Source organism: Brachybacterium sp. NBEC-018 (genome assembly GCF_024860185.1).
GTDB classification, from domain to species: Bacteria; Actinomycetota; Actinomycetes; order Actinomycetales; family Dermabacteraceae; genus Brachybacterium; species Brachybacterium rhamnosum.
The window spans coordinates 2306272-2332695 of record NZ_CP100650.1 but is presented as its reverse complement, the minus strand read 5'-3'; the positions used below and the strand labels follow the sequence as shown (position 1 = coordinate 2332695).

The following is a 26424-nucleotide window of genomic DNA, read 5'->3' as shown; positions in this document are numbered from 1 at the left end:
CGCCATGGACCCCCTCCTCGCCCCCACCGGCCTCCAGATCGCCTGGTTCGCGCTCATCGCCCTCCTGTTCGGCGTGTACTTCGTGCTCGAGGGCTTCGACTTCGGCGTGCAGATGAACGTGGGCACCCTCGCCCGCGACGACCACGAGCGCCACACCCTGCTGAGCACCATCCACCCCGTCTGGGACGGCAACCAGGTGTGGATCATCACCGGCGCCGCCGCGATCTTCGCCGCCTTCCCCGAGTGGTACGCCACGCTCTTCTCCGGCTTCTACCCCGTCCTGCTGCTCCTGCTGTTCTCGCTGATCGTGCGCGTGGTCGCCTTCACCTACCGCGACGCGCGGCCCGGGGACGCGTGGCGCCGCGCCTGGGACGGGATCCACGTCGCGACCGGCTTCCTGCCCCCGTTCCTCTGGGGCATCGTGCTCGGCGACGTCGTCGCGGGCGTCGAGATCGACCAGAACCGCTGGGTCGTGACCTCCGCCGCCGGGCTCCTGCAGCCCTTCGCGCTCCTCACCGGGGTGGTGCTCGTGCTGCTCTTCTGGCTGCACGGCTCGCACTACCTCACGCTCAAGCTCCAGGGCGAGCTGCGCGAGCGAGCCCGCCGCCGGGCGCTACTGCTCATGCTCCCCGCCCTCGTGGGCGGCGCCGCGCTGCTGCTCTGGTACCAGCTGGCGTACTCGCACCAGGCGTGGACCTGGGCGCCGCTGCTCGTCGCGGCCCTCGCCCTCGTGGGGACCCTGCTCGCCCAGCGCGGCCGGCGCGAGGGCCTCTCCCTCGTGGGGACGGGCGTCGCGATCCTCGCCGCGGCGGCGACGCTCTTCGGGGGACTGTTCCCCTACGTCATGCCGTCCACGGGCCTCGAGGGCACCGGGCTGACGGTCGCGGGCTCCTCCTCGACCCCGCACACGCTGACCATCATGCTCATCGCGACCTGCATCCTCGTGCCGGTGATCCTCGTCTACCAGAGCTGGGCGTACTGGGTGTTCCGCCATCGTCTGAACGAGGACGGCTCCACCCGCGTCACCGTGAAGCCCCTCGCCGCCCGCCTCGCCGAGGGCCACCGTCGGGCGTTCGAGGCGGAGTGACCACTCCCGCCGAGCCCCCTGCCGACAGCACGGTCGACGCCACGGCGCCGCCCGCCCGTCGCACCCGCGCGCCCCTGGACCCGCGCCTCGTGCGGGAGGTGCGCGCCGCCCGCGGCCACGTGCTGCGCACCGTGCTGCTGGGGCTCGTGCAGGCGGCCTGCGCGATCACCGTCGCCCTCGGGCTCGCGCGGCTCGGCGCGGCCCTGCTGCAGGCCGGCACCCTGCCGACGGCCCTGCCGGGCACGCTCGCCGCCGTCCTCCTCGCGCTCGGCGTGAGGGCGCTCGCGGCAGGGGTCACCGAGCGCTACGGTCACCGCTCCGCGACGGCCACGATCGCGGACCTGCGGCTGCGCCTGGTCTCCCACACGGCGGAGCTCGGCCCCCGGGCCGGAGCGGGGCGCGGGGCCGACGTCGCCTCGCTCGCGACGAGCGGGCTGGAGAAGCTGCGGCCCTATCTCGTGGGCTACGTCCCCCAGCTCCTGCTCGCCGCGACCGTCACCCCGCTGTGCCTCCTCGTGATCGCGCTCCTGGACCCGCTGAGCGCCGTCATCACCCTCGTGACCCTGCCGCTGATCCCGCTGTTCATGATCCTCGTGGGCTCCCTCACCGTGGGCCGCTCCGCCCGGCTCATCGAGGACATGCGCTCGCTGTGGGCGCAGCTGCTGGACCTCGTGGACGGGCTGCCCACCCTGCGCGCCCTGGGCCGCGAGCACGGGCCCGAGCAGACGGTGCGCGCGCTCGGCGACCGCCACCGCGCCTCCGCCCTCGGCTCGCTGCGCTACGCCTTCCTCTCCTCGATGGTGCTCGAGTTCCTCGCGACCCTGTGCGTCGCCCTCGTCGCGGTGAGCATCGGCCTGCGGCTCGTCGCCGGGGAGATGGAGCTCGCCCCGGCGCTCGCGGTGCTCGTGCTCGCCCCCGAGGTGCACCTCCCGCTGCGGAACGTCGGCGCCCGCTACCACGCCTCGACCGACGGCCTCGCGGCGCTCGACGCGACCTTCACGGTGCTCGCGGAGCCCCTGCCCTCCGCAGGGACCCTGCCCGCGCCGGACCTGCGCCGCTCGACACTCGCCCTGCGGGACGTCGCCGTGACCTCCCGCCACGGTCTCGCCCCGGACGGCGCCGAGCTCACCCTGCGCCCGGGCCGCGTGCTCGCGCTCACCGGCGCCTCCGGGACCGGCAAGACCACCGCCGTGCAGGTGCTGCTGGGTCTGCTCGAGCCCGATCGCGGACGCGCCGAGGTGATCGGCCCCGACGGCACCGTGACCGACGTCCGCGACCTGGACCGGCGCAGCTACTGGGACCAGCTGACCCTGCTCCCCCAGCGTCCGGTGCTCCCGCCGGGCACCCTCCGCGAGGTGCTCGCCGCCGCCCGCCCCGGGGCCGGCGCGGAGGAGCTCGAGGAGGCGGCGCGGCACACGGGGCTCGCCCCGGTGATCGCGGCGCGCGGCTGGGACGCGGACCTCGGCCGCGGCGGCCGCGGCCTGTCCCTCGGCGAGCGGCAGCGCCTCTCCCTCGCCCGGGCCCTCCTCTCCCCCGCCCCGCTCGTGGTCCTCGACGAGCCGACGGCCCACCTCGACGGCGGCACGGAGCAGATCGTCCTGGACCTCGTGGACCGCCTGCGCGAGCAGGGACGCACCGTCCTCGTGGTCGCCCATCGTGAGACCCTCCTCGGACGGGCGGACGACGTCGTGTCCCTCGGGACGGAGGTGACCGGATGACCGCGCTGCGCACGGCGGAGCGGGCCCTCGCGATCCCGCGGGGCCGCCTGCTCGCCGCCGTCCTCGCCGCCTCCGCGACCGCCGGGGCCGCCTTCGCCCTCGCCGCGGTCTCCGCTTATCTCGTCACCCGCGCCTGGACGATGCCGCCCGTGCTCGACCTGACGGTCGCCGTGGTCGCCGTGCGCGCCCTCGGCGTCTCCCGGGCGGTGCTGCGGTGGCTGGACCGGATGCTCGCGCACGACGTCGCCCTGCGCGGCGTCGTCTCCCTGCGCGCCACCCTGTTCACGGCGCTCGCCTCCCGCCGCGACGACGCGCTGACCCGCCTGCGCCGCGGCGACCTGCTCACCCGGCTCGGGGACGACGCCCAGGAGCTCGGCGACCACGTGGTCTCCGCGATCGTCCCCGCGCTCGTCGCCGCCGTCATGGCCGTGGTCGCCGTCGTCACGATCGCCCCGATCTCGCCGCTCGGCGCGGCGGCGATGCTGCTGGGTCAGCTCGTCGCGGCTCTCCTCGCCCCCGCCGCCGCGCACCGCGCGGCCCGGGTGCGGGAGGAGGCGGTGGTCGAGGGCCGCGCGGGGGTGGGCACGAGCCTGCTCGAGATCCTCGACGACGCGACCTCCCTGCGGCTCGAGGGCCGGCTCGACGATTCCCTGGCCGGGCTCGCCGCCGCCCAGCGGCGCCAGGACCGCGCCCTGGACCGCGCCGCCCTGCCCGCCGCCCTCGCGACGGCCGCCGTGCCGCTCGCGATCGCGCTGACCGTCCTCGGGTCCCTGATCGCGGCGGGCGCCGCGTGGACCGCCGGCGCCGCGACCGCCGGGCAGATCGGCGTGCTCGTGCTTCTGCCGCTCTCCGCCTTCGAGGCCGCGACCGCGCTGCCCGCCGCGGCCGCCCAGCACGCCCGCTCCCGCTCCGCCGCCGCCCGCCTCGAGGCCGCGGCCGGTGAGCGCTGGGACGCTGCCCGACCGGAGCCCTCCCGCACCGCCGAGCGCGCGATCACCGCGCCGCTGCGCGCCCAGGGACTCACCGCGGGCTGGTCGGCCGGGGCGCCGGTCGTCCGGGACCTCGACCTCGACCTGCCCGCCGGGTCGCGGCTCGCGGTGCTCGGCCCCTCCGGCAGCGGGAAGACCACGCTGCTGCTCACGCTCGCCGGTCTGCTCGACCCGCTCGAGGGCACCGTCGACGCCGCGGGCGAGGACCCTCGCCAGCAGGTCACGGCCTTCCCCGAGGACGCGCACGTCTTCGCGACGACGCTGCGGGAGAACCTGCGCGTGGTGCGCGGGGACGTGACCGACGAGGAGGCGCGCGCCGCGCTCGCCGCCGTCGGCCTCGCGGACTGGCTGGACACGCTCCCGGCCGGCCTCGACACCCTGCTCGGACCGGACGGCACCACCGTCTCCGGCGGCGAGCGGCGTCGCCTGCTGCTGGCGCGAGCCGTGCTCCGCTCGGGGCCGATCCTCCTGCTCGACGAGCCCACCGAGCACCTCGACGCCGCCCGCGGCGACGCACTGCTGCGCTCCCTGCTCACGCCCGGCGACGAGTCCCTCGTGCCGGCGACGAGCACGGTCGTGGTCGTCACCCATCGGGAGTCGGCGATCCCGCCCGGCACCCCCGTGCTCAGGATCGAGGAGCTCCGATGACCCGCACCCGGATCCAGGACCTCACGAGCGCCGTGCTCGCGGGCGCGGAGCCCGAGGAGCTGCTCGAGCTGCTCGTGCGCTCGGCGCGCACGGACCTCGGGGCGGAGGACGCCCTGCTCGTGCTCGCCGACGGCGCCGGCGGCTGGGTCGTCGAGCTCGCGGACGGCCCCTCCTCCTCCCGTCTGCTCGGCGCATCGGTCCCGCCGGCATCCGGTCTCGGCACCGCGCTGCGCACCGGCTCGGCGGAGGGCGTCGAGTCGATCGCGACCGTGGACCTCGGCTCCGGGATGCTCGCGGTGGACGCCGCGGTGGTCGACGCCGGGGAGCACGGGACCGGCGCCCTGCTGGTGCTCGGCCCGCCGACCACGAGCGGCCCCTCCCGCGCCGGCACCGGCAGCCGGGAGCGGCTCGACGCGCTCGCCGCCCTCGTGGCGCTCACGCTGCGCCTCCCGGACCTCGGCGACGCGGGCGAGCTCGACGACGAGCGCGGCCGCATCGCCCGCGACCTCCACGACCTCGCGATCCAGGAGCTCTTCGCGGTGGGGATGGAGCTCGAGGCGCTCGCCCAGTCGCTGTCCTCCACCGGCGAGCCGCCCAGCAACGCGCGGATCCGCTCGGCGGTCGCCGCCGGGGTCGAGGGGGTCGAGAACGCGGTGGCGCAGATCCGTCAGATCGTGCAGTCCCTGCGCCGCGAGCGCAGCGAGGCGACGCTCGCGGAGCGGCTGCGCCACGAGGTGGGCCTCGCCACGAGCGGGCTCGGCTTCGTGCCGACCCTGCGGATGCCCACGGACCCTGCGGAGCTGGACCGCATGCTCCCCCGGGAGATCGCCGAGGACGTGGTCGCCGTGGTGCGCGAGTGCCTCGCCAACGCCGCCCGGCACGCCCATGCGAGCGCGGTCGCCGTCTCGGTCAGCGTCATCGAGGAGGGGGTGGACCGCGTCGTCCAGGTCAACGTCTCGGACAACGGCCGCGGGATCGACCCGTCGGTGCGCCGCCGCAGCGGGCTCGCGAACATGTCCTCGCGGGCGCGGCGGCACTCCGGCTGGGTCGACGCGATCAGCCTTGAGCCCGGCACGATGATCTCGTGGCGGGTGACGCTGCCCCCGGAGGACTGAGGAGGGGCGGGTACCGCTCCGTCGGGCTCAGCGCCAGCCGGCGCGGCGCCGGGCGGCGACCATGGCGACGACCTGGGTGCGGCGCTGCATGCCGAGGGTCTGCAGGATCACCGTGATCCGGTTCTTCACCGTCTTCTCCGCGATCCCCAGCTGCTCGGCGATCTCCCGGTTCGAGTGGCCGTCGCCGATGAGCTCGACGATCCGGCCGTCCGACGGCGACAGCTCCGGCTCCTCGCGCTCGTGACCGGCGGGCCAGATGCTCTGCCCGCCGTGCACCGCGAGGATCGCGTCGACGATCTCCTGGGAGCGGGCGGACTTCAGCACGAGCCCGGCCGCGCCGCTCTCGCGGGACTCGCGCACGGCCGCGTCGTCGTCGAAGCTCGTGAGGACGAGCATCGTCTGCTCGGGCTCGACCTCCCGGGCGCGGCGCATGACGTCGAGCCCGGTGCCGTCGGGCAGCTGGAGGTCCACCACGAGCACCTCGGGGCGGATCGCGGGCAGGCGACGGTTCGCCTCGGCGACCGTGGACGCCTCCCCCACCACCTCGAGCCGGGGGTGGGAGGAGATGACGGTGACGATGCCGCGCCGCACCACCTCGTGGTCGTCCACGATCATGACGCGGATCGGGGGCGTGGTGTCGTCGACGGCCACGGGCTTCCTCTCCTCGGCGGGACCGGGTGCTCCTCGCGGGCTCCCGTCAGGGATCGCCGCAGATGAGCGGCCTACCGGGTCACGATATCAACGGTGCGGCCGCCGATCGCGGGCGTCCCGCCCGCAGCGTCGCGGCGGCGAGCGGGACGAGCGCCACGAGGCCGATCACCGCGAGGACGGAGAAGCTGCTCGCGGCGAGCAGCGACCCGGACGCGAACGCCGCGACCGCTCCGCAGAGGTTCGACAGCGCATCGACCCCGCCCTGGGCGGAGGCCCGGGAGCGCAGCGGCACGGCGCCGCTGAACAGGGCCGAGCCGGAGACGTTGACGAAGGACCATCCGACGCCGAGCAGGGCGAGGGAGAGGGCGATCCCTCCGAGCGCGTCCGGTCGGAGCGCCCCGACGAGCAGCGAGAGGGCGAGGACCCCGGTCCCGATCCCGATCGCGGCGCGATGCCCCAGGCGGTCCGCGACGATCCCGACGAGCGGCGCGAGGGCGTACATGCCGGCGATGTGCAGGCTGATCGTCAGCCCGACGACGGTGACCGAGCCGCCGTGATGGACCAGGTGGACCGGCGTCATCGTCATGATCGCGACCATGACGACCTGGGCCGTGAGGATCGCGAGCACAGCGAGGCGTGCGGTGGGGTTGCCCCGGAGCGCCGCGGCCGCGCGTCGCATCCGGCCGTGCACGGCGGGGGCCACGGCGTCCTCCGCCGCCGCGTCCGGAGCCGGGGCCGCCTCGGCCGGCGTCGTGCGCTCGCCGTGCCGGGCGAGCGTCAGCGGGTCCGGTCGCAGCAGGATCAGAACCAGCAGGCCCGCGAGGGCGAGGCAGGCGGCGGCGGCGATGAGGAAGGCCGCGGCGAACACGTCGAGCCCTGTCACGGCGCCGAGCCACGCCCCGGGCACCCCGAGGTTCGGGCCGAGCACCATGCCCGCCGTCCCCACCCAGACCACGAGGGCGAGCGAGCGCGCCCGGTGCTGCGGTGCCGCGAGGTCCGTCGCCGCGAAACGGGCCTGGAGGCTCACGGCGCTGCCGGCACCGATCAGGAGGAGCCCGGCGAAGAGCGGGACCACGAGCCCTCCCTGGGCGGCCACGACGAGCAGCGCGGCGCCGAGGGCTGCGATCCACCATCCGCTCGTGAGCGCCACCCGGCGACCGCGGCGCGCGGCCAGCGCGCCGAGCGGGAGGCCCAGCAGAGCCGCGCCGAGGGTGCTCGAGGTGCGCGCGAGACCTGCCCAGGCCTCGTCGTCGGTGACCTGTCCCGCGAGCAGCACCCCGATGGAGGGGGCGACGCCCACGCCGATCGTCCCGATCACCTGGGTGAGGGCGAGGACCGTGAGGATCCTGCGCTGCGCGTTGACGTGGGGATCCGTGACCGCCCGCGCCGTCACCGGAGCGCCTCGCGGGCGGCGGCGAGCGGCCCGCGGACGGAAAGCTCCTCCGCTCCGAACGGGCCGCCCTCGGCGATGTGGCCGCGGAGCACGGAGGCGAAGGACTCCGCGTCACCGCTGCGGAGGTGCTCCACGAGCGCTCGGTGCTCGGCGATGATCTCCTCGCATCGCCCGAGAAGACGCTCCCCCGCGGCGAAGAGGAGGAAGCGGTGCCGGTCGGCGAGACGGTCGTAGAGCTCGAGGAGGACCTCGCTGCCGCCGGCCTCGACGAACCCCCGGTGGAAACGGAGCGTGAGGTCGATGAAGGAGCGGAGGTCTCCCGCACGGAACGCCTCCTCCTGCTCCCGGACGGAGCGCTCGAGGGCGCTCGCGTGCGCGTCGCGACGGTCGGGGTGCACCCGGGCCGCGGCGGTCGTCTCGAGGACGAGCCGGGCATCCGCGTGCTCGGCGATCCGTTCCGCGGCGAGGCCGCGCACGAGGGCGCCGCGCTTGGGATAGATGGTGATCCAGCCCTCGTCCTGGAGGCGGCCCAGGGCTGCCCGCACCGGGGTGCGGCTCACGCCGAGCGAGGCGGCGAGGCCGGCCTCGCCGAGCATCTCCCCGGGGCGGTGCTCGCCTTCGAGGATCGCGTCCCTCAGCGTGCGGTACGCGCTCTCTGCGGCGCTGACCTGCTCGTCCATCGCTGTCCCCTCCCTGGTGGACAACTAGGATACATGTTGGATGGCAGGGAGCGCGCGAAGCACCCCGGCTCCACACGTCTGTGACGCTCAAGAATGGTCTGTCGAGTCATCAGTCGATCCGCATTGACATGGGGACTCGGCTCGAAGGGAGTACCCAACGCCATCGGACACGCAAGTTGCCAGGTCACATCCTGTGACCACCTCCTTCGCGGCCAGGTGGAGACGCCGTTCCTGGAAGTCGTCTTCGTCAAGTCACACCCTTCGATGCTGACGGGCTCGATCATGCCTGGACCCGGAAGATGGAGCCCGATGACGAGTCTCAGCCCCTCCCGGTGCCGCGCCGTTCAGGGACTGGGGTGAGCGGCATCGTAGGCCCGGAAGCCGGGCAGCGCCCGCAACAGGGCCGCGACGAGCACCATGATGAGCAGACCACCCAGCAGCGGCGGGAACCACAGCGCGACCGCGGAGGTCAGCAGCCCGGCGTAGAGATCGCCGAGGCGTGGGCCGCTGGTGACCACCACGGTGAACGTCCCCTGCAACCTGCCGCGCATCTCATCGGGTGCTGCGGTGAGCAGCATCGAGGAGCGGAAGATCGCGCTGACCTCGTCGGCGGCCCCGGTGCCCAGGAGCGCGAGCCCGGCGACTGCCAGAGCGACGCCATGGACACCGCTCCACTCGGGCCCCACGGTCCCGGATGCGCGAGTGCTCATGACGAGCAGGACGAGACCGAACAGGGCGATGAGTGCCCCGTAGACGATGACGGCTCCGCCGATCGCGGCTCCGTAGCGGCGGGTGCGCGAGACCGCGCCGGAGAACAGGCTGGCGAGGAAGGTGCCGACGGCTGCGGCGGCGGTGAGGAGACCGACCGTGGTCGGCCCGCCGCCGATGACGACCGCTCCCGCAGCGGGCAGGAGCACATAGGGTCGGCCGAGCGTCATCGCGATGATGTCCACGAGGAACCCCGCGCGGATGTTCGGGGCGTTGCGCAGGAAGCGCATCCCGTCGGCCAGGGACTTCAGGCCGGGCCTGGCGACGGCGACCAGAGGGGGCATCCTGGGCAGGGTGATGATGCCGAGGAACGCGGCAGCGAAGAGGACGACGTCGACGAGGAACGTCAGGGGCAGGCCGATGAGCGCGGCGAGCACGCCGGCCAAGGCGGGGCCGGCGGTGAGCTGGATGCCCTGGGAGATGCCTCCGAGCGCTGCCGCCGACGGCACCAGATGCGCGGGCAGGATCCTCGGGTAGCTCGACATCCTGGTCGCACCATTGATGGTCGCGGCGATCGAGTTGATGGTCGCGGCGACGTAGTACGGGAAGACGTCCCATACACCGCCGTCGGTCGGATGGATCATGTGCACGATGGCGAAGGCCGCGATCGCCGCCGTGGAGAGCCAGCCGACGATCGTCGCGACGATGAGCACCCGGCGGCGGTCGAAGGCGTCGGCGAGCATGCCGCCCCACAGTCCGGCGACCACCATCGGCAGCAGCGCGATGCCGCCGACGAGCGACACGGCGAGAGTGGAGCCGGTCAGGGCGTAGATCTGCAGGCCCACCGCGACCACGGTCAGCTGTGCGCCGATCCCCGAGATCGTCATGCCGATGTAGAGGCGGGCGAACGCCGGGGACTCCCGGATCGGGGCGAGGTCGACGAAGTGCCGCCTCGCCGTCATCGAACGGCCTCGCACGTAGCGGTCACGGCGCGGATCACTCCTGGCCTGTGGTCGCTGCGGCGGACGGGCCGTTCCCGGACGCGCGGGAGCGCGCGGCCTGCTCGTCCAGGACTCCGGTGAGATGGGACCGCGCCAGGCTGAACGCCGCCTCCCCGTCGCCGCGGGAGATCGCCTCGAGGATTGTGGCGTGCTCGTCGACGAACGATGCCATCGGTCGGGGCGAGGAGGCCTCACGGATGGTGTGCTCGGTGTCGTCGGCCAGGGGACTGTAGAGCTGGGTGAGCACGGGGTTGTGGGCTGCGAGGACCACGCCGCGGTGGAAGCGTGCCGACAATGGCGCCAGGGTGTCGATGTCCCCGCTGGTCGCCGCCGCGTGGGATCGCGCGAGCACGTCGGCGAGCTCGTCGATCTCCGCACGTGTGACGTGGGCGGCGGCGAGCTCGGCGGCCTGCGCCTCGATCGCGAGTCGCGCCTCGAGCAGGTGACGCAGCTCCTCGCCGTCGAGGAATCGCGCCAGGACGGCGTCCAGCTCGTGGGAGGCGCGGACGAACGTGCCGCTGCCCTGGATCGTCTCCAGCATCCCGACGTGCACGAGCGCCTGCACGGCCTGGCGCAGCGTGACCCGGCTGACCTCGTACTCCTCCAGCAGCTCCGCCTCCAGCGGCAGCTTCGATCCCACGGGCCACCTCCCGCTGCCGATGGCGTGCTGGAGGTTCTGGATGACCTGCTGCACCAGCGCGGACCTCCGCGGTGGTCTCGGGGCCTTCTGCGGTGCGCTCGTCATGACGCCCTCCTGGAGTGCTGCGACACACGGGTTGTTATAGGGATGCCCTTTAGTCTAGCATCGCGCCAAAAGGGATGTTCTTATGTTCTTTGGAGGTCACATGCGTCCCCTCATGATCTTCCGCGGATGGAGCCTGCCCAGCTGCTACGCCGCCATGCTGGTGATCGGCCTGCTCATGTCCGTCTACGGACCACTCGTCACCGTCCTCCAGGGACAGTTCGAGCTCAACGCGGCCACCGTGGGCACGGCGCTCGGCACCCAGTCCTTCGCCGCCGTCATCGGGGTCCTCGTCGCCCAGCCTGTCCTGCGAGCACGCGGCAACCGACAGACGATCTCGGCCGCCATGGCGCTGATCGCCACCGGCGGCGTCATCATCGCCGCCGCGCCGACCTGGCCGCTGCTGCTCGTCGGCACCACGGTCGCCGGCCTCGGGTTCGGCGGCGTCGACTCGATGATCACGCAGCTGATCCTCGTCGGATCCGGTGCGAAGGGCCCGGGGCGGGCGAACATCGCCCACGCCTGGTTCGGCATCGGCACCGTCGCGGGCCCTGGCCTGGTCTACCTCGTCGGGCCGGAGAACTACCGGTGGATCTTCGCCGGCGCCGCGGCCCTCATGGTGCTCGCGCTCCTGGGCACGACCAGGCTCGAGCCGCGCCCCACCCCGGCCGAGGTCACCACCGCCGCGCACCCGGACGTCACTGCGCCGCCGCGCAGGCCCACGCTGTTCGTGATCATCATCGCGACATTCTTCGCCCTCTACCTCACCCACTTCGCCGTCCAGGCCGGGATCGGCAACTGGTCACCGACCGTCCTGCAGGAGCAGTCCGGCCTCGAGGCCCCGACCGCGACCTTGTTCGTCACAGGGTTCTGGGCCGCGATGGTCCTCGGCCGATTCGCCGCAGCCGCACTGGCCCCTCGCTTCGCCGCGGGCACGCTGGTCACGATCAGCTCGCTGGGCCTCACGGCCGCCGTCGCGGCGACGCTCCTTCCCGCGGCAGCACCCTGGGGATTCGTGGTCGCGGGCCTGTTCCTCGGGCCGATCTTCCCCACCGGGATGGCCTGGCTGACCCACCGCGGGTACGGCCGCGGCAACAGCTTCGCCTACGTCATCGCCGGCTCCATGCTCGGCATGGCCTTCACCCCCAGCCTCGTGGGCTGGATCATCGAGGACCAGGGCAGTCATACCGCTCCGCTCGTGCTGCTGATCATCGCTGTGCTCGTGCTCGCCTCGAGCGCCGCGCTGGTCACGCTTCTCGCCCGAGCCCGGCGGAGCGAGGCAGGAGCAGAGCCGGCAGACGCTCGCGACGACGCTCTCGTCGAGGGCTGAGCCCCTGTATCGAGCACGAGGAGAAGACACCATGGCGTGGACACGATTCGCCGGGACCCTGATCGACCAGCGCGAGGTCACCGAGAGCATCTTCCGAGCCGACTTCGAGATCAGCACCGACGCGCCCGGGCACGAGTACGCGCCCCTGCCCGTCGGGGACGAATCCGTGGGCCTCTACTTCGCCCGAGACGGGGCTCTCCTGGAAACGCGTGCCTCGACCGCGCCCGGCGCTCACGGCGGGTGGGAGACGGTCGAGGACGAGGCGAGCCTGGGACGGCGCAACCTGACCGTGCGCGCCTTCGATCCATCCACCGGCGTGATGTCCATCGACGTCGCCCACCATGCCTCCGGGGCGGCCATCGAATGGTTCGACAGCGCCCGACCGGGCTGGCAGGTGCTCATGGCCGGGGCGAGGTCGTGGCACCGTCCGCCATCCGAGATCTCGGGACGACTCTGCCTGATCACCGACCTCGCCGGGCTCCCCGCCCTGGCGTGCATCCTCGAGGACACCGACCCGCGCATCGGGGTGACCGCGGTCGTCGAGGTGCTGTCCCCTGGCGACCTCGACTACCTGCCACATCATCCGCGCCTGGACCTCGTCCCGCTCATCGGCACCGGAAACGGCGTCACGCCCAGCCGCCTGACCGACCACGTCCAGCAGATGCTGGACCTCGAGACGGCGGCATACCGCTGGATCGCGGCCGAGGCAGCCCAGGTACGCCACCTCAAGAAGCGCCTCCGAGGACTCGGGGTCGACAAGGCCCATTGCGTGGCCGTCGGCTACTGGACCGACGGGACGCACTGGGCGGGTGGGCACCGCCCCTGACCGGTAGCGGCCCCAGCGGCCACTGGACCCGCCGCGCCGAGACGGTCCGCAGAGAGCGACCGAGGCTTCAGCGTGCTCGTTGGCAGCGCGGGCAGAAGTGGCTCGAGCGGCCGGCGAAGGCACGGCGGCGGATCGCCGTCCCACAGCGGGGGCACGGCTCCCCCTCCTTGCCGTAGGCGGCGAGGGAGCGCGCGAAGTAGCCGCTGCGGCCGTCGACGTTCACGTACAGCGCGTCGAAGCTCGTGCCGCCCACCGCGAGGGCGCGGCGCATGACGGCGGCGGTCTCCCGCAGCAGGGCGTGGGCGGTGCGCTGGGAGAGCGCCGTGCCCGGGGTGTCGTCGCGCACGCGCGCGGCCCAGAGCCCCTCGTCCGCGTAGATGTTGCCGATCCCGGAGACGAGCGCCTGGTCTAGCAGCAGCGCCTTCACCGGTGCGCGGCGGGCGCGCATCCGTCGGGCCACCTCGGGGAGGTCGATCGCGGGGTCGAGGAGGTCGCGGGCCACGTGCGCGGCGGCCTCGGGCAGCAGGGCGTCCGGGCTGCCCTCGCCGGCGGGGAGACCGTCCGGGGCGGGGACGAGCGGGCTCGCCCAGAGCCCGCCGAAGAGCCGCTGGTCCACGAGGTCGATGCGGGAGCCGTCCTCGAGGGAGAGCGAGACCCGGCGGTGGCGGAGCGGATCGGAGGCCGGTCCCTCGGAAGCCCCTCGTGCCGGGGTCAGGCTCTCCCCCGTGGTGAGGCGGAGCTGGCCGCTCATGCCGAGGTGCGCCATCAGCGCCTCGCCGGTCTCCGCGCCGTCCGGCCCTCCGCCGTCCGACACCGCACCGTCGGGCGTCGGCCCGTCGGCCGTCGTCCCGTCGGCTGTCGTCCCGTCGGCCAGGCGCAGCCACAGGAACTTCCCGCGGCGCACGACGGCGCTGATCCGGGCGCCGAGCAGCACAGCGCGCAGACGGCCCTCCCCGCCGCTCTGGCGGCGCAGGCTGCGGGCGTCGAGCACCTCGAGCCCCGTGATCGTGCGGCCCACCGAGCGCTCGGCGAGACCGCGACGCACCACCTCGACCTCGGGCAGCTCCGGCATGCGCGGTCCCGGCTCAGCCGCGCGGGATGAGCGTCTCGCCGCGCTCGGCGAGGATCGCCCGCACCGCGTTCTGGGCGGCCGCGAGCTCGGCGTCCTTCTTCGAATGGCCCTCGCCGCTCGCGGAGACCACGCCCTCGACGCTCACCTGGGCGGTGAAGGTCTTGTCGTGCTCGAGGCCGGTCTCGGTGATCCGGTAGACAGGGGTGAGCCCGGAAGCCGCGGCGATCTCCTGGAGACGGGACTTGAAGTCGTAGCTCGACTCGAGGAACTCGTCGGAGTCCAGCAGCGGGGACATGAGGTCCAGCACGAAGCGGCGCGAGACGTCCTGCCCGCAGGCGAGGTGCACGGAGCCGATGACGGCCTCGGTGGTGTCCGCGAGGATCGAGACCTTGGCGCGGCCGCCGGAGAGGTCCTCGCCGCGGCCGAGCTTCACGTACTCCCCCAGGTGCAGCCGGCTCGCGATCACGGCGAGCGCGCGGGCGCTCACGGTCGCGGCGCGGCGCCGGGCGAGGTCGCCCTCGGGCAGGCTCGGGTGGTCCGCGTAGAGCTTCTCGGTGACGGCGAGCTGGAGCACCGCGTCGCCGAGGAACTCGAGGCGCTCGTTGTGCGGGATGCCGTCGTTCTCGTAGGAGTAGGAGCGGTGGGTGAGCGCGAGGTCCAGCAGGCCGGACTCGCGCAGATCCGCCGCCTGGCCGCCGTCGAGCGGGAGCGCGTCGATCAGGCCCTGGGGGTCGGCGGCCTCGGTGGAGCGTCGCCGACGGCTCATCGCTCGTCGTCCTCGAAGAAGCCCTCGAGGGCGGCGAAGCGGTCGTCGATCACCTCGTGGTGGTGCTCGGGGTCGTCCTCCATGCGGAAGCCGCAGGTGGGGCACAGCCCCGGGCAGTCGGGACGGCACAGGGGACGCTCGTCGGCGTCGACGGCGAGCGCGTCGCGCACGAGAGGGTTGAGGTCCGCGGTGTCGTCGTCGGCGAGGAGCACGGAGTCCTCGCGGTCGGCGGCCTTGACCTTCTGCGGGTAGAGGAACAGCTCGTCGAGGCGGGAGGAGAACTCCTGCTCGACGGGGTCCAGGCACCGGGAGCACTCCCCCACGAGGTGGGCGCCGACGGTGCCGTGGGCGTAGATCCCCTCGACGACGGACTCGAGCTCCACGTCGATGAGGAGGTCCGCGCCCTCCTCGGGCTGCATGGCGGGGCCCAGGTCGTCGCGCGCGGGAGCGGGCACGGTGCGCTCCACGTGGCGGTGGGAGCCGGTGCGGCCCACGAGGTCGACGGCGTCCAGGCGCAGTCCGGGCGCGAACTCGGGCTCGCGTGCGGCGGGGGTGGCAGGCGTGGTGGGCATGGGATTCAGGATACGCGGGAGGCGGCGACGAGTGCGTCGAGGGCGGGCGCCGGGAGCATGTCGGAGACGTCACCGCCGAGGGCGTGCACCTCCCGCACGAGGCTCGAGGAGATGTGCGCGAGATCCGCGGCGGTGAGCAGGAAGACGGTGTCGATCTCCGCGAGGTGGCGGTTCATCCGCGCCATCGGCTCCTCGTAGGCGAGGTCGATCTGGGAGCGGAGCCCGCGCACCACGGCATGGGCCCCTGCCTCGCGGCAGAAGTCGACGAGCAGACCGCGGCCCAGGGTCCTCACCTCGCAGCGCTCGGCGAGCCCGTCGGCCGCGAGGGTCTCGCGGATGACCCGCTGGCGGGTCTCGAGGTCCAGGAGGTTCTTCTTGCCGGGGTTGTGGCTCACGGCGATCACGACGGAGTCCGCGAGGGCGGCCGCGCGGCGCGCGAGGTCCAGGTGGCCCAGCGTGAAGGGGTCGAAGGATCCGGGGAGGACGACCGTGCTCATGGCCCCCACTCTAGGGGCCGAGAGCCACCGCGGAGGCCCGCTCAGGCCGGGGTGAGGGCGGCGTGGTGGGTGCCGTCCTCGGCGATGCCCTCGATCGTGATCTCCCCGCGCAGCCCGGCGAGCGCGCCGGAGCCGCCGCCGGGCACGATCCGGTAGGCGAGGTCCACGTCCTCGCCCTCCATCGTCCCGGACTGCTGCAGCGTGAGGGTGCCGGCGTGGCCGCCGATGGTCCCCTCGAACACCTCGAGCGCCACGTAGCCGGCGCTGCCCGCCTCGGGGTCCCCCGCGGTGAGCATGACGCCGCGGCTCGTGCCCTCGATGCCGCCGTGCCAGGTCTTCACGAGGTCGAAGCGGCCGGTGCCCTCGAGCAGCGGGTCGCCGGGCACCATGGAGACGGTGAAGGTCGCCGAGACGGGCGCGGCCGGCTCGATGGGGCTGTCGCTGGTGCTCATCGGGTCTCCTGGTGGGGGGCGGTCTCGTCGGACCCGGTCATCCTCGCACCGGCGGTGTGTTCGGAGGCGAGGATCGCGTAGGTCGCTCCGTCCATCCAGCGGCCGGAGCGGTGCAGGGAGTCCTCGCGGTGCAGGGCCTCCAGCCGCATGCCGATCTTCTCCATGACGCGGCGGGAGGCGGTGTTGACGGCGAAGCACTCGGCGACGACGCGGCGCACGCCGAGACCGTCGACCGCGACGTCGAGCAGGGCCGCGGCGAGCTCGGTGCCGATCCCCTCGCCCTGCCGGCCCGGGTCGACGGTCCAGCCGAGCTCGGCGAGGGTCCCGCGGGCCTGCTCGGCCACGTCGGACTGGCCCCAGGCGTCCTGGACCTTGATCATGCCGGTCGCGACGATCACCCCGTCCCGCTCGGCGACGAGGGTGCTCGCGAGGCGGCTCGGCTCGTCCCACCAGTCCTGCATCGCCGCGAGGTCCGCGGGGCGGGTGGTCGTGTACTCCTGCACGTCCTCGCGCCCGTACCAGGGCCAGATCGCGGCGGCGTCCTCGGGGCGCGCGGGGCGCAGGACGAGGTGGGCGGTGCGCAGGGGCCAGTCGAGATCGGCGAGGACGGGGTGGGCAGGAGGCGTGTCGGTCACCGGCTCAGGGTAGGCCCGGGGGTGCCGGCGCGGCGGCATCGACCGAGGTGACGCCGCCCTCGTCGCAGGGGTCGGCGACCGCCTCGATCGCGAGATGGGGGCGGCTGCCGGGTCGCAGCGCCCCACGGATCCTGGCGAGCGCCCCGGGCAGCGCCGCGGGGTCGAGGTGGATCAGCGAGTACCAGGCGAGGATCCCGCCGTACCCGCCGTCGGGCCCGGGCACGCCCGGGAGGTCGTCGACACCGCCGAGGCGCACGTCGACGTCCGGCCGGCGAGCCCGCGCGATCTCCACGAAGGCCGGCACCGGGTCGATCCCGCGCACCTCGTGACCGCGGTCGGCGACAGAGGCGCGCCGGAGACGGGGTCAGGCGAGCGGCGGGTTCAGCCGCGCCACGGCCTCCTCGTAGCTGCCGCGCACCTCGGCGAGGCGCAGCGGCTCCACGTGCCGCACGAGGATCTCGCGGGAGGCACGCGGATCCGCGGGTTCCGCCTCGAGCAGGGAGACGACCTCGTCCGCGAACGCGTCGAGGTCCATGGCGCCGGGGCTGTCGCGGTGGCCGGGCATGAGATCGGTGCCGACGGCCGGCGGCACGAGCTCGATCATCTCGATGCCCGCCGGCGCGAGCTGGAGGCGCAGGGACTCGGTGAGCTGGTGCACCGCGGCCTTCGTGGCCGTGTAGGTGGGCGTCGCGCGCATCGGCACGTGGGCGAGGCCGGAGGTGACGGTCATGATCGTGGCGTCGCCCCGGGCGCGGAAGTGCTCCTGGACGGCGGCGATCAGACGGATCGTGCCGAGCAGGTTCGTCGTCACGGCGCGCTCGGCGGTCGCGAGCGCCGTGGCGGTGTCGGACCAGTCCTCCGCCTGCATGATCCCGGCCATCGTCACGAGCACGTCGAGCCCCGGGTGGCGGTCGATCACCTCGGCGACGGCGTGCTCGATGCTGCGGGGATCGGCGACGTCGATCTCGACCGTGTCGAGCCCCGGGTGCTCCCGGGCGATCCGTTCCAGGAGGGCGGTCCGACGGCCGCCGACGATCACGGTGCTGCCACGCTCCCGCAGGCGCAGGGCGAGGGCGAGGCCGATGCCGCTCGTCGCGCCGGGGACGAGGATCGTGTGGCCGCTGAGGTTCGCTCGAAGTGTCATGACCTCAGCGTGGGCCCGGCGAGCGTGGCGCTCCAGGCCGCGCCGATCGGGGGATCCGCGATCCCTGGATACGCCCCGGCCGCCCTGCGATGCTTCGGGGATGGACCGACCCGCCCTCGCCGCCTTCCTCGTGCAGCACCGAGCCGACCTCCGCCCGGAGGACGTCGGGCTGCCCGCGGGCGCCCGCCGCCGCACGGCGGGACTGCGCCGCGAGGAGGTCGCCCTGCTCGCGGCGATGTCCGTCGACTACTACACGCGGCTCGAGCAGAGGCGCGGGCCGCAGCCGAGCCCTCCGCTGCTCGCCGCGCTCGCCCGCGCCCTGCGCCTCACCGACGACGAGCGCGACTACCTCTTCCGGGTGGCGGGACACCCCGCGCCGGACCGCTCCTCCCCGCAGGGGCACGTCGCCCCGGGTCTGCTGCGCGTGCTGGACCGGCTCACCGACACGCCCGCCCTGATCATCACCTCCCTCGGGGAGACGCTCGTGCAGAACGAGCCGGCCCGCGCCCTGTTCGGGGACACGGACCACCTGCGCGGCCCCGAGCGCTCCGCGATCCACCGCTGGTTCGCGGACCCCGCCTCCGGTCGCAGCGCCTACCCGGCCCGGGACCATGCCCATCAGGGTCGCCTCCAGGTCGCCCAGCTGCGCGCCGCCTACGGCAGGGAGGCCACCCGCGCCCGCGCCGCGGAGATGGCCCGCGACCTCACCGCACGCAGCCCCGAGTTCGCCCAGCTGTGGGAACGGCAGGAGGTGGGGCACCGCTTCGAGGACCGCAAGACCGTCGTGCACCCGCAGATCGGGGAGATCGACGTGGACTGCCAGGCCCTGTTCACCGAGGACGAGTCCCAGGTGCTGCTCGTGCTCACCGCGCCACCCCGCTCGGAGGCCGCGAGCCGGCTCGCGCTGCTCGCGGTGATCGGCAGCGAGGATCCGCTCACAGCGGAGCCCGGTGTGCGCCGGGACACGGGATCGTAGGCTCGGTGCATGGACGCCATCGAGCCGATCGACGCCGCCGGCCCCTCGGCCAGCACCGGTCCGTCGCACGCCACCGAGCCGCTGCTGCGGGAGCTCGTCGGCGCGGTGCTGCGCGAGGAGCGCCTCCGGCAGGGCCGCACCCTCGCCCGTCTCGCCGCCGCGAGCGGGGTGAGCATGCAGCACCTGAGCGACGTCGAGCGCGGCCGCAAGGACCCCTCCTCCGAGGTGCTCGCCGCGATCACCGGCGCCCTCGGCCTCAGCGTCTACGAGATCGGCGACCGGGTCGCCGCGCTCCGCCGCTCCCCCGCCGCCCTGCGCGTCCTCGACCTCACCGCCGCCGGTCGCCGGGAGCTGCCGCTCCCGGGGCCGACGGCCGCGTCCCCCGGCGCCCTGGCCACCGGTCCGGTGCTGCTCAGCGTCGCCTGAGCACCGTGTCCGCGAGGCCGTAGTCCACGGCCGCCTGCGCGTCGAGCACCCGCTCCCGCTCGAGGTCCTCACGGACCTGCGCGAGCGGACGGCCGCTGTGCTCGGCGAGCACCGTCTCGAGATCGCGCCGCACGCGCTCGACCTCCTGGGTCGCGAGGATGAGGTCCGGGATCGCGCCGCGGCCGCTCGCCTCGAGCGGGTGCAGCACCACCCGGGCGTGCGGGAGCACCGAGCGCAGCCCCGGGGTGCCCGCGGCGAGCAGCACGACGGGCGCCGCGACCACCTGGCCGATGCAGGTCACCGCGACCGGGCAGCGCACGTAGGCGAGGGCGTCGTGGATCGCGAGGACGGCCTGCGCGTCGCCGCCCTCGGAGTTGAGGTACAGCTGGATCGGCTGCCCGGGGGCGTCGTTCTCGAGGTGGAGGACCTGGGCGATGATCGTGTTGGCGACCCCGTCGTCCACTCCCGTGCCGAGGTAGACGATGCGGTCCGAGAGCAGGCGGGAGAAGACGTCCGCACTGCGCTCGGTCCCGCTGACGGTGCGCTCGATGACGCTGGGGATCGTGTAGGAGCTCATCGGGACACCCCGCTCGGGCGGGCCGGGCCGCCGAAGGGCAGGAGCTCGGCGAGGGAGCCCAGCACGTGGTCGGCGAAGCCGTACTCGACGGCCGCCTGCGCCTCCCAGATCCGGTCCCGCTCCGAGTCCCGGGCGATCGTCTCGCGGCTCTGCCCGGTGCGCTCCGCGGTGAGGTCCAGCAGCAGGTCCCGGCCGCGCCGCAGGTCCTCCGCCTGGAGCTCGATGTCCGCGGCGCTGCCGCCGAACCCGGCCGACCCCTGGTGCATGAGCACCCGCGCGTGCGGGAGCACGTACCGCTTGCCGGGGGTGCCGTGGGTGAGCAGGAACTGGCCGGCGCTGTAGGCCATGCCGAGGGCGACGGTGCGCACGTCGCACGGGACGAGGTCCATGAGGTCGCCGATCGCGAGCATCGCGGGGACCAGGCCGCCCGGGGAGTTGATCAGCAGGGTCACGTCCCGGGTGGGGTCCTCGGCGGCGAGGAGCACGAGCTGGGCGCACAGCTGCGCGCCGTTGTCCTGCTCGAGCTCCCGGTCCAGCAGCAGGATCCGCTGGTGCAGGAGGCCGGCGGCGGTGCGCTCGGCGAGGGCGGTGGGCGGCGGGGTCTCGGTCTCGGCGGTGAGGGCGGGTGTCGATGTCATGCCCCCGAGCCTGCTCCGCCGGTCGGGCCGACGGGGCGCTCTCCGTCCTGCGCTGATCCGTCGTGCGCTGATCCGCCGTCCGCTGATCAGCGGCCGGCGGAGGAGCGCGCGGCGGGTGCCGTGCCGGCGACATCCCGGCGATCGGTGTCCCGGCGTGCGGCGTCCCCGCGCGCCGCGTCCCGGCGCGCGGCGTAGGCGGCCGGGGTGAGGCCCGTGATCGCGTGCACGTCCCGGATGAAGTGCGACTGGTCGAACCAGCCGAGGTCCGCGGCGATCGTCGCGGCGGGGCGGGGGTCCCCGCGGTCGATCGCGGCGAGCGCGTCCATGACGCGGGCGCGCACGAGCATCCGCTTGGGCCCCACCCCCACGTGCCGGGCGAGCAGACGCTGGAGGGTGCGGGCCGTCATGCCGGTGCGCTCCTGGAGCGCGGCGAGCGAGGTGACCGCGGGGTCGTCGAGCACGTCGAGCACGGCGCGCAGGGTGAGCAGCGCCGAGGTGTCCCGCGGGCCGAGGGCCAGCAGCCAGGCGTCGAGCGCGCCCGCCGCGTCGTCAGCGTCCTCCGGGAGGTCGTCGGGGAAGGGCGGGTCGGTGAACCAGCGCGCGGCGGGGACGGTGCGGTCCCGCAGGGTGCTCACCGCCTCGCTCCGGAAGGCGGCGGTCCCGCCCCGGCGGAAGCGCACGCCGACGACGCTGCCGCGCCCGCTGAGCCGCACGTCGAACACACCCCGGGTGACGGGACCGGTGATCCAGGTTCCGCCGCCGTCGGCACCGCGTCGGATCACGCCCCCGCGCTCGAGCGTGAGGTGCACGCACGGGTCGTCGAGAGTGGCGACGGGGTAGCTCGTGCCCTCCTCGAGGTCCCAGCGCACGGACCAGTAGCGGTCCACCCACGGGGCGAGCTCCACCGACGGGGGCGCGGAGCCGTAGCGGGCGCGCGCGAGGAACTCCTCCGGATGCAGCACGTGGCCGTACATGTGCTCCGGTGTCGCGTTCGTCCCATCGCCGGCGGTGGTCATGGGGGCAGTGTGGCAGGCATGACCACCACCGAGCAGTCCCCCACCCCCGTCGCCCGCCTCGCGATGCTCACCCTCGACGCCGCCGAGGTCGAGCCCCTCGCCCGCTTCTGGGAGGCGGTGCTGGGCTGGCCCGTCGTGGCGCTCACCGAGGACTACGCCATGCTCCAGGGCCCCTCGAACGCGCTGGGCATCGGCCGGATCCCCGACCATGTCGCCCCGACCTGGCCCGACGACGGGCAAAAGCAGTTCCACCTGGACCTCGCGGCCGACGACGTGGAGGCCGCCGCGCAGCGCTGCGTCGAGCTCGGCGCGGTGCGCGCGGATCCTCAGCCCGGGGAGACCTGGGTGGTGCTGCTGGATCCGGCCGGGCACCCCTTCTGCATCTCCGCCGCCGCGAACTGGGGCTGAGCTCCCGGCCGACCTCCCCACGCCGCCGCGCCGCGCGCACTCCCCGCGCACCATGCGCACTCGCGCGGCGCGCTCACTCCCAGGATGGTCCGATTCCGTTCCAGATCGGCGCCTCATCTGGAACGGAATCGGACCATCCGCGGGCGGGTCAGCGGTGAGCGACGTGAGGACGCGCGCGGGCGAGGCGGCGGTGAGCGAGGTCAGGTGGCCGGGCCGCCGTACTGGAGCACGGTCTCGCCGTAGCTCTTGGTGCCGTCGTCCGCCCAGCCCTCGGGCCAGGTGATCGGGCGGGTGCGGCTGCTGCGCTCGATCACCACGAGGGCGTCGTCGGCGAGCGCGGGCCGCAGGGTCACCAGCAGCGCCTCGAGGGTCTGGGTCGGGACGTCGTAGGGCGGGTCGAGGAACACAAGGGTCCACGGCTCGCGGGAGCCCGCCTCCGCGGCGAGCTGGGCGGCGACGGTCTCGGCCCGGCCGGCACGCACCGTGCAGCGCTCCGCGAGGTCCAGCTCCTTCGCGGCCGTCCCCAGCGAGCGGGCGCTCGGCGCGTGCAGCTCGACGAGCAGGGCGTGCGCGGCGCCGCGGGAGAGGGACTCGAAGGCGAGGGCGCCGGTGCCGGCGTACAGGTCCAGCACGCGCGCGCCGGCGAGGGCGTCCCAGCCGTCGAGCCGCGAGAAGAGCGCCTCGCGCACCCGGTCCGAGGTGGGCCGGGTGCCCTTGGAGACGATGCCGGGGATGGTCCGGCCCCCGAGGCTGCCGGAGACGATGCGGGGCACGTCAGCTCCTCTCCACGTCGGCGTCCGCCAGACGGGTCTCGATCGCCGCGGCGAGCACGGGATGGTCGGTGAGATCCGGGTCCGCGGCGACGAGCGGGAAGGCGTCCTCGCGGGCCCGGGCGATGACCTCGCCGTCGCGGATGACGTCGAGGTGCTGGAGCGTGCGGCCCAGACCGGACTGCAGCTCCCCCACGAGGTCGCCCGCGCCTCGGCGGTGCAGGTCGAGCTCGGCGAGGGCGAAGCCGTCGGTCGCCTCGGCCACGGCCTGCAGGTGCTGGGAGGAGACGGAGCCCTGCTCGACCCGGGTGTCGAGGAAGGCGATGCCGGGCGCCTCGCCGCGCCCCACGCGCCCGCGCAGCTGGTGCAGCTGGGACACGCCGAAGCGCTCCGCGTCCAGCACGATCATGGTCGAGGCGTTGGGGACGTCGACCCCCACCTCGATGACGGTGGTCGCGACGAGCACGTCGATCCGGCCGGCGACGACGTCCTCCATGACCTGCTGCTTCTCCTCGGTTCCGAGCCGGCCGTGGAGCACGCCCACGCGGGCGCCGGCGAGCTCGGGGCGGGAGGCGAGGCGGGCGGCGGTCTCGGTGACGCCGCGCGGGGGCGGCAGCGGCTCGCTCCCCTCCGGGTCCGGAGGGGCGGCATCGTCCTCGTCGATGCGCGGGCAGACCACGAACACCTGCCGGCCCGCGGCGACCTCCTCCCCGGCGCGCGCCCACATGCGCTGCTCCCAGCGCGGGAGCGACTCGTGGACGACGAAGCTCGTGACGCCGGCGCGGCGCCCGGGGCTCTCACGGAGGGTGAGCACGTCGAGGTCGCCCACCACGGCGAGCGCGGCGGTGCGCGGGATGGGGGTCGCGGTCATGACGACGACGTGCGGGCTCATGCCGCCCGGCCCCTTGGAGCGCAGGCGGCGGCGATGGTCCACGCCGAAGCGGTGCTGCTCGTCGATGACGACGAGGCCCAGCGAGGCGAACTCGACGGACTCGGTGAGCAGGGCGTGCGTGCCGATGACGATGCCCGCCTCGCCGGAGGTGACGTCGAGGAGGGTGCGCCGGCGCTCGGCGGTGCGCTGGGAGCCGGTGAGCAGGCGCACGGAGGTCGCGTCGGCGTGGCCGTCGAGGCGGCCGGCGGCGGCGAGGTCGCCGAGCAGCCCCGTGATCGTGCGGTGGTGCTGCTCGGCGAGGACCTCCGTCGGTGCCAGCAGGGCCGCCTGGTGCCCGGAGTCCACGGCGCGGAGCATGGCCCGCAGCGCGATGACGGTCTTGCCGGAGCCGACGTCCCCCTGGAGCAGCACCGAGGTGGGGTGCTCGCGGGCGAGGCGCTCCTCGAGCGCGGCGCCCACCTCGAGCTGCCCGTCGGTGAGGGTGAAGGGCAGGCGTGCGTCGAGGGCGGGACGCAGCGGGCAGTCGCCTCGCAGGGCGGGGGCAGGGGTGCGCTCGTCCTGGGCGCGGCGCTGGGCGAAGATCGCCTGCAGCACGAAGGCCTCCTCGAACACCAGGTGGGCCCGGCCGGCGAGGGTGTCCTCGACGGTCAGCGGGCGGTGGAGGGCGCGGGCGGCGTCCGCCAGCGACAGCAGGCCGCGCCGGCGGAGCACCGCGTCCGGGAGGATCCGCTGGAGGCCGTCGGCGAACTCGAGACCCCGCTCGGTCGCGTCCCGCATCGTCTTCTGGGCGACGTTCTTCTTGAGCGGGTAGACGGGCAGGGGCCGCTCGGCCCGGGCGCGCCCCTCGGGGGTGTCCTCGTACTCCTCGTAGCGCGGATGCGTGAGCTGGGGGGTGCCGGTGCGCGAGTCGCGCCCCGCGATCCCGTAGACGGTGTACCGCTCCCCCACGCGCAGGCGGGACCGGTGCCACGCCACCTGGTGCTCCTTGGCGAGGAAGAAGACCAGCTCGAGGGCGGAGTCGCCGTCGGTCACGTCGACGATGAGCAGGGTGCCGCGCCGGTTGCGCATGCTGCGCGCGGTCAGCCCGGTCACGGTGACGACCGCGGCCATCTCCTCCCCCTCGGCGACCTCGTGGATCGAGCGGAGGGCGGCGGGCACCGTGTAGCGGCGCGGGGCGAAGCGGAGCATGTCGTCGAGGGTGTGCACGTCGAAGCCGTGCATCGCCTTGAGCTCCTTGGACTCGAGGACCTCCTCGAGCGGCAGGGAGCCGGTGCCCCGCGCCGGGGTTCGCGTCCGCGCCACCGCAGCCTCCTGTTCTGTGCCGTCGCCGGGTCCATCGTGCCATCCCCGCAGGGTGCTGTGGCGGAGTCCACAGGGCGCGACGGGTGCTGTGCACTTCTGGTCCGGGGTCGCTCTGGGATATGGTGTCCGGGTTGCCCTGACCACCCGGGGGCCGTGCGTCCCCATCGCGCTGTCCAGGTCACCGAATCTCGTGCGGCGCGGATCCCATGGTCCGCGAGCCGGCCAGGCTCGGGCGGGCACCAGGTACAGCATTTCGACCCTTCAGGAGACGACAGTGGCTTCCACGTGTGACATCTGCGCCAAGGGCCCGAGCTTCGGCAAGAGCGTGTCCCACTCGCACCGCCGCACCTCGCGCCGCTGGAACCCGAACATCCAGACCGTGCGCACCGTGATCAAGGGCACGCCCACGCGCCTGAACGTCTGCACCTCCTGCCTCAAGGCCGGCAAGGTGCAGAAGCTCAGCGCCTGAGCGCCTCTGCTTCACCGCAGGAAGGGCCCTCGCCGGGAACGGCGGGGGCCCTTCTGCATGCCCGGTGGCGGTTCCGCGGGCGGTTCCGCCGGCGTCCCGGCCGGCGCGCCGGAGCGGGGCCCGCGTAGGCTGGCCGCTCCCGCCGCCCGATCCTGCTGAAGGAGCGCCATGACGGCCTCTGCCCCCACGATCCTCGCCACGAGCGCGGGCCTGCGCCCGCACCCTCGGCTCCGCTTCGGCTTCGGCCCCATGATGGCGCTCGCCACCGAGCTCGCCCACGGCGACCGGATCTGCGTGATCGGCACCGCCTCCGGGGACGACAGGGGGTTCCAGCGGGACATGGAGGAGGCGGCCCGCGAGGCCGGCTACCGCCTCCACCACCTGAGCCTGTTCTCGATGCCCAACGTGCCCGATGTGGAGGCCTACCTGCGGGGCTTCGACGTCATCTGGGTGAACGGCGGCTCGGTCGTGAACCTGCTCGCGGTGTGGCGGGCGCACGGGCTGCCGGAGATCCTGCACCGGCTGTGGAAGGAGGGTGTCGTCCTCGCGGGGATCTCCGCCGGGTCGATCTGCTGGTTCGAGGGCGGGGTCACGGACTCCTTCGGCCCCGAGCTCGCACCGGTCACGAACGGTCTGGGCTTCCTCCCCGGCGCGAACGGCGTCCACATGGACTCCGAGGCGGCGCGGCGCCCGCTGATCCACCGCCTGGTCGCCGAGGGGGTGCTCGGCCCGGCCCTGTGCACGGACGACGGCACCGGGCTGCTGTTCCGCGGCACCGACCTCGAGCGGGCCGTGACCGAGGTGCCGGGCGCCCGGGTCACGCGGATCGAGTCCGACGGCGCCGGCGGCGCGGTCGAGACGGATCTGCCCGTCGAGCTCCTGGCATGAGCGTGCCCGCGCCCTGCACGGGGCAGGGCGCGGGCA

28 protein-coding genes and 1 pseudogene are annotated in these 26424 nt (G+C 74.3%); 11 read left to right on the top strand and 18 right to left on the bottom strand.

Annotated elements, in window-relative coordinates; all coding sequences use genetic code 11:
• Positions 1–4: 4 nt before the first annotated feature.
• From cydB to NLU66_RS10545, 4 genes are read left to right on the top strand one after another with little or no spacing between them, the layout of a single operon-like run.
• Positions 5–1087, top strand: a complete 1083-nt coding sequence (cydB, locus tag NLU66_RS10560; RefSeq protein WP_259359654.1) for a cytochrome d ubiquinol oxidase subunit II — start codon at positions 5–7, stop codon at positions 1085–1087.
• Positions 1084–2805, top strand: a complete 1722-nt coding sequence (gene cydD / locus NLU66_RS10555; protein ID WP_259359653.1) for a thiol reductant ABC exporter subunit CydD — start codon at positions 1084–1086, stop codon at positions 2803–2805. Before cydB ends, cydD begins: the two co-directional genes overlap by 4 nt.
• Positions 2802–4442, top strand: a complete 1641-nt coding sequence (gene cydC / locus NLU66_RS10550) for a thiol reductant ABC exporter subunit CydC (RefSeq protein WP_259359652.1) — start codon at positions 2802–2804, stop codon at positions 4440–4442. The genes cydD and cydC overlap by 4 nt, the downstream gene beginning before the upstream one ends.
• Positions 4439–5557, top strand: coding sequence for a sensor histidine kinase (locus NLU66_RS10545; protein ID WP_259359651.1), 1119 nt, complete (start codon positions 4439–4441; stop codon positions 5555–5557). Before cydC ends, NLU66_RS10545 begins: the two co-directional genes overlap by 4 nt.
• 27 nt (positions 5558–5584) lie before the next feature.
• Here the strand turns inward: NLU66_RS10545 and NLU66_RS10540 are convergent, their stop codons facing one another.
• The 5 genes from NLU66_RS10540 to NLU66_RS10520 all read right to left on the bottom strand — a co-directional run bounded on the left by NLU66_RS10540 (position 5585) and on the right by NLU66_RS10520 (position 10684).
• Positions 5585–6172 (bottom strand): response regulator transcription factor, encoded by a 588-nt coding sequence (locus NLU66_RS10540; protein WP_259362579.1) that lies wholly within the window; start codon positions 6170–6172, stop codon positions 5585–5587.
• A 115-nt stretch (positions 6173–6287) separates the two neighbouring features.
• A complete protein-coding gene (locus NLU66_RS10535) occupies positions 6288–7601 on the bottom strand; it encodes an MFS transporter (protein ID WP_259359650.1) in 1314 nt (437 codons plus the stop codon).
• On the bottom strand, positions 7598–8281 hold the full coding sequence (locus NLU66_RS10530; RefSeq protein ID WP_259359649.1) for a GntR family transcriptional regulator: 684 nt from the start codon (positions 8279–8281) through the stop codon (positions 7598–7600). Before NLU66_RS10530 ends, NLU66_RS10535 begins: the two co-directional genes overlap by 4 nt.
• 344 nt (positions 8282–8625) lie before the next feature.
• Entirely contained in the window at positions 8626–9951 is a 1326-nt protein-coding gene (locus tag NLU66_RS10525; protein ID WP_259359648.1) for an MFS transporter, read from the bottom strand.
• Between the two features lie 34 nt (positions 9952–9985).
• Positions 9986–10684 (bottom strand): FadR/GntR family transcriptional regulator, encoded by a 699-nt coding sequence (locus tag NLU66_RS10520; RefSeq protein WP_259359647.1) that lies wholly within the window; start codon positions 10682–10684, stop codon positions 9986–9988.
• 151 nt (positions 10685–10835) lie between these two features.
• Between NLU66_RS10520 and NLU66_RS10515 the strand changes: the two genes are divergently transcribed.
• Together NLU66_RS10515 and NLU66_RS10510 are read left to right on the top strand one after the other, a co-directional pair.
• Positions 10836–12062 carry an MFS transporter gene (locus NLU66_RS10515; protein ID WP_259359646.1) on the top strand — a complete coding sequence of 409 codons (1227 nt, stop codon included), beginning with the start codon at positions 10836–10838 and terminating at the stop codon, positions 12060–12062.
• 31 nt (positions 12063–12093) lie between these two features.
• Entirely contained in the window at positions 12094–12888 is a 795-nt protein-coding gene (locus NLU66_RS10510) for a siderophore-interacting protein (RefSeq protein WP_259359645.1), read from the top strand.
• 67 nt (positions 12889–12955) lie between these two features.
• Here NLU66_RS10510 and mutM read toward each other — a convergent pair whose 3' ends face one another.
• The 8 genes and pseudogenes from mutM to NLU66_RS10470 form a co-directional block, all read right to left on the bottom strand.
• Positions 12956–13960: a bifunctional DNA-formamidopyrimidine glycosylase/DNA-(apurinic or apyrimidinic site) lyase gene (mutM, locus tag NLU66_RS10505; protein ID WP_259359644.1), complete on the bottom strand. Its 1005-nt coding sequence runs from the start codon at positions 13958–13960 to the stop codon at positions 12956–12958.
• Positions 13961–13973: 13 nt separating this feature from the next.
• Complete coding sequence (gene rnc, locus NLU66_RS10500) at positions 13974–14726, bottom strand: ribonuclease III (RefSeq protein WP_259359643.1); 753 nt, start codon at positions 14724–14726, stop codon at positions 13974–13976.
• The gene (locus NLU66_RS10495; protein WP_259359642.1) at positions 14723–15298 is read right to left on the bottom strand and encodes a YceD family protein; all 576 of its coding nucleotides are present in this window, start codon (positions 15296–15298) and stop codon (positions 14723–14725) included. The genes rnc and NLU66_RS10495 overlap by 4 nt, the downstream gene beginning before the upstream one ends.
• Before the next feature lie 5 nt (positions 15299–15303).
• Positions 15304–15795: a pantetheine-phosphate adenylyltransferase gene (coaD, locus tag NLU66_RS10490; protein ID WP_259359641.1), complete on the bottom strand. Its 492-nt coding sequence runs from the start codon at positions 15793–15795 to the stop codon at positions 15304–15306.
• Between the two features lie 41 nt (positions 15796–15836).
• The gene (locus tag NLU66_RS10485; RefSeq protein WP_259359640.1) at positions 15837–16247 is read right to left on the bottom strand and encodes a DUF3224 domain-containing protein; all 411 of its coding nucleotides are present in this window, start codon (positions 16245–16247) and stop codon (positions 15837–15839) included.
• Entirely contained in the window at positions 16244–16882 is a 639-nt protein-coding gene (locus tag NLU66_RS10480; protein ID WP_259359639.1) for a GNAT family N-acetyltransferase, read from the bottom strand. Before NLU66_RS10480 ends, NLU66_RS10485 begins: the two co-directional genes overlap by 4 nt.
• 4 nt (positions 16883–16886) lie before the next feature.
• A pseudogene (locus tag NLU66_RS10475) lies at positions 16887–17216 on the bottom strand (class I SAM-dependent methyltransferase); the annotation flags it as partial.
• A gap of 30 nt (positions 17217–17246) precedes the next feature.
• The gene (locus NLU66_RS10470) at positions 17247–18026 is read right to left on the bottom strand and encodes an SDR family oxidoreductase (RefSeq protein WP_259359638.1); all 780 of its coding nucleotides are present in this window, start codon (positions 18024–18026) and stop codon (positions 17247–17249) included.
• A gap of 100 nt (positions 18027–18126) precedes the next feature.
• Here NLU66_RS10470 and NLU66_RS10465 point away from each other — a divergent pair, with 100 nt between their 5' ends.
• Both NLU66_RS10465 and NLU66_RS10460 read left to right on the top strand, forming a co-directional pair.
• On the top strand, positions 18127–19002 hold the full coding sequence (locus NLU66_RS10465) for a helix-turn-helix transcriptional regulator (RefSeq protein ID WP_259359637.1): 876 nt from the start codon (positions 18127–18129) through the stop codon (positions 19000–19002).
• Between the two features lie 9 nt (positions 19003–19011).
• Positions 19012–19428, top strand: coding sequence for a helix-turn-helix domain-containing protein (locus tag NLU66_RS10460; protein WP_259359636.1), 417 nt, complete (start codon positions 19012–19014; stop codon positions 19426–19428).
• Here NLU66_RS10460 and NLU66_RS10455 read toward each other — a convergent pair.
• The 3 genes from NLU66_RS10455 to NLU66_RS10445 form a co-directional block, all read right to left on the bottom strand.
• Positions 19415–20005 carry a ClpP family protease gene (locus tag NLU66_RS10455; RefSeq protein WP_259359635.1) on the bottom strand — a complete coding sequence of 197 codons (591 nt, stop codon included), beginning with the start codon at positions 20003–20005 and terminating at the stop codon, positions 19415–19417. The genes NLU66_RS10460 and NLU66_RS10455 overlap by 14 nt on opposite strands.
• Positions 20002–20643, bottom strand: coding sequence for a ClpP family protease (locus NLU66_RS10450; RefSeq protein WP_259359634.1), 642 nt, complete (start codon positions 20641–20643; stop codon positions 20002–20004). Before NLU66_RS10450 ends, NLU66_RS10455 begins: the two co-directional genes overlap by 4 nt.
• Positions 20644–20729: 86 nt before the next feature.
• The gene (locus NLU66_RS10445; RefSeq protein WP_259359633.1) at positions 20730–21659 is read right to left on the bottom strand and encodes an AraC family transcriptional regulator; all 930 of its coding nucleotides are present in this window, start codon (positions 21657–21659) and stop codon (positions 20730–20732) included.
• A gap of 18 nt (positions 21660–21677) precedes the next feature.
• Between NLU66_RS10445 and NLU66_RS10440 the strand changes: the two genes are divergently transcribed.
• A complete protein-coding gene (locus tag NLU66_RS10440; RefSeq protein ID WP_259359632.1) occupies positions 21678–22067 on the top strand; it encodes a VOC family protein in 390 nt (129 codons plus the stop codon).
• Positions 22068–22267: 200 nt separating this feature from the next.
• Here NLU66_RS10440 and NLU66_RS10435 read toward each other — a convergent pair whose 3' ends face one another.
• Both NLU66_RS10435 and NLU66_RS10430 read right to left on the bottom strand, forming a co-directional pair.
• On the bottom strand, positions 22268–22840 hold the full coding sequence (locus tag NLU66_RS10435; RefSeq protein WP_259359631.1) for an RsmD family RNA methyltransferase: 573 nt from the start codon (positions 22838–22840) through the stop codon (positions 22268–22270).
• 1 nt (position 22841) lies between these two features.
• On the bottom strand, positions 22842–25031 hold the full coding sequence (locus tag NLU66_RS10430; RefSeq protein ID WP_259359630.1) for an ATP-dependent DNA helicase RecG: 2190 nt from the start codon (positions 25029–25031) through the stop codon (positions 22842–22844).
• A gap of 274 nt (positions 25032–25305) precedes the next feature.
• Here NLU66_RS10430 and rpmB point away from each other — a divergent pair, with 274 nt between their 5' ends.
• Together rpmB and NLU66_RS10420 are read left to right on the top strand one after the other, a co-directional pair.
• Positions 25306–25500 carry a 50S ribosomal protein L28 gene (gene rpmB / locus NLU66_RS10425; RefSeq protein ID WP_137770559.1) on the top strand — a complete coding sequence of 65 codons (195 nt, stop codon included), beginning with the start codon at positions 25306–25308 and terminating at the stop codon, positions 25498–25500.
• 168 nt (positions 25501–25668) lie between these two features.
• Complete coding sequence (locus tag NLU66_RS10420) at positions 25669–26388, top strand: peptidase E (protein ID WP_259359629.1); 720 nt, start codon at positions 25669–25671, stop codon at positions 26386–26388.
• Positions 26389–26424 lie beyond the last annotated feature (36 nt).

Excerpts from the sequence above, each read along its gene's own strand:
- rnc (WP_259359643.1), bottom strand. The coding sequence starts at position 14,726 with ATGAGCCGTCGGCGACGCTCCACCGAGGCCGCCGACCCCCAGGGCCTG.
- cydB (WP_259359654.1), top strand. The coding sequence starts at position 5 with ATGGACCCCCTCCTCGCCCCCACCGGCCTCCAGATCGCCTGGTTCGCG.
- NLU66_RS10540 (WP_259362579.1), bottom strand. The coding sequence starts at position 6,172 with ATGATCGTGGACGACCACGAGGTGGTGCGGCGCGGCATCGTCACCGTC.
- NLU66_RS10545 (WP_259359651.1), top strand. The coding sequence starts at position 4,439 with ATGACCCGCACCCGGATCCAGGACCTCACGAGCGCCGTGCTCGCGGGC.
- NLU66_RS10515 (WP_259359646.1), top strand. The coding sequence starts at position 10,836 with ATGCGTCCCCTCATGATCTTCCGCGGATGGAGCCTGCCCAGCTGCTAC.
- NLU66_RS10450 (WP_259359634.1), bottom strand. The coding sequence starts at position 20,643 with ATGACATCGACACCCGCCCTCACCGCCGAGACCGAGACCCCGCCGCCC.
- NLU66_RS10455 (WP_259359635.1), bottom strand. The coding sequence starts at position 20,005 with ATGAGCTCCTACACGATCCCCAGCGTCATCGAGCGCACCGTCAGCGGG.
- NLU66_RS10525 (WP_259359648.1), bottom strand. The coding sequence starts at position 9,951 with ATGACGGCGAGGCGGCACTTCGTCGACCTCGCCCCGATCCGGGAGTCC.
- NLU66_RS10440 (WP_259359632.1), top strand. The coding sequence starts at position 21,678 with ATGACCACCACCGAGCAGTCCCCCACCCCCGTCGCCCGCCTCGCGATG.
- NLU66_RS10465 (WP_259359637.1), top strand. The coding sequence starts at position 18,127 with ATGGACCGACCCGCCCTCGCCGCCTTCCTCGTGCAGCACCGAGCCGAC.
- NLU66_RS10460 (WP_259359636.1), top strand. The coding sequence starts at position 19,012 with ATGGACGCCATCGAGCCGATCGACGCCGCCGGCCCCTCGGCCAGCACC.
- NLU66_RS10420 (WP_259359629.1), top strand. The coding sequence starts at position 25,669 with ATGACGGCCTCTGCCCCCACGATCCTCGCCACGAGCGCGGGCCTGCGC.
- NLU66_RS10485 (WP_259359640.1), bottom strand. The coding sequence starts at position 16,247 with ATGAGCACCAGCGACAGCCCCATCGAGCCGGCCGCGCCCGTCTCGGCG.
- mutM (WP_259359644.1), bottom strand. The coding sequence starts at position 13,960 with ATGCCGGAGCTGCCCGAGGTCGAGGTGGTGCGTCGCGGTCTCGCCGAG.
- coaD (WP_259359641.1), bottom strand. The coding sequence starts at position 15,795 with ATGAGCACGGTCGTCCTCCCCGGATCCTTCGACCCCTTCACGCTGGGC.
- NLU66_RS10470 (WP_259359638.1), bottom strand. The coding sequence starts at position 18,026 with ATGACACTTCGAGCGAACCTCAGCGGCCACACGATCCTCGTCCCCGGC.
- NLU66_RS10510 (WP_259359645.1), top strand. The coding sequence starts at position 12,094 with ATGGCGTGGACACGATTCGCCGGGACCCTGATCGACCAGCGCGAGGTC.
- NLU66_RS10445 (WP_259359633.1), bottom strand. The coding sequence starts at position 21,659 with ATGACCACCGCCGGCGATGGGACGAACGCGACACCGGAGCACATGTAC.
- NLU66_RS10495 (WP_259359642.1), bottom strand. The coding sequence starts at position 15,298 with ATGCCCACCACGCCTGCCACCCCCGCCGCACGCGAGCCCGAGTTCGCG.
- NLU66_RS10530 (WP_259359649.1), bottom strand. The coding sequence starts at position 8,281 with ATGGACGAGCAGGTCAGCGCCGCAGAGAGCGCGTACCGCACGCTGAGG.
- cydC (WP_259359652.1), top strand. The coding sequence starts at position 2,802 with ATGACCGCGCTGCGCACGGCGGAGCGGGCCCTCGCGATCCCGCGGGGC.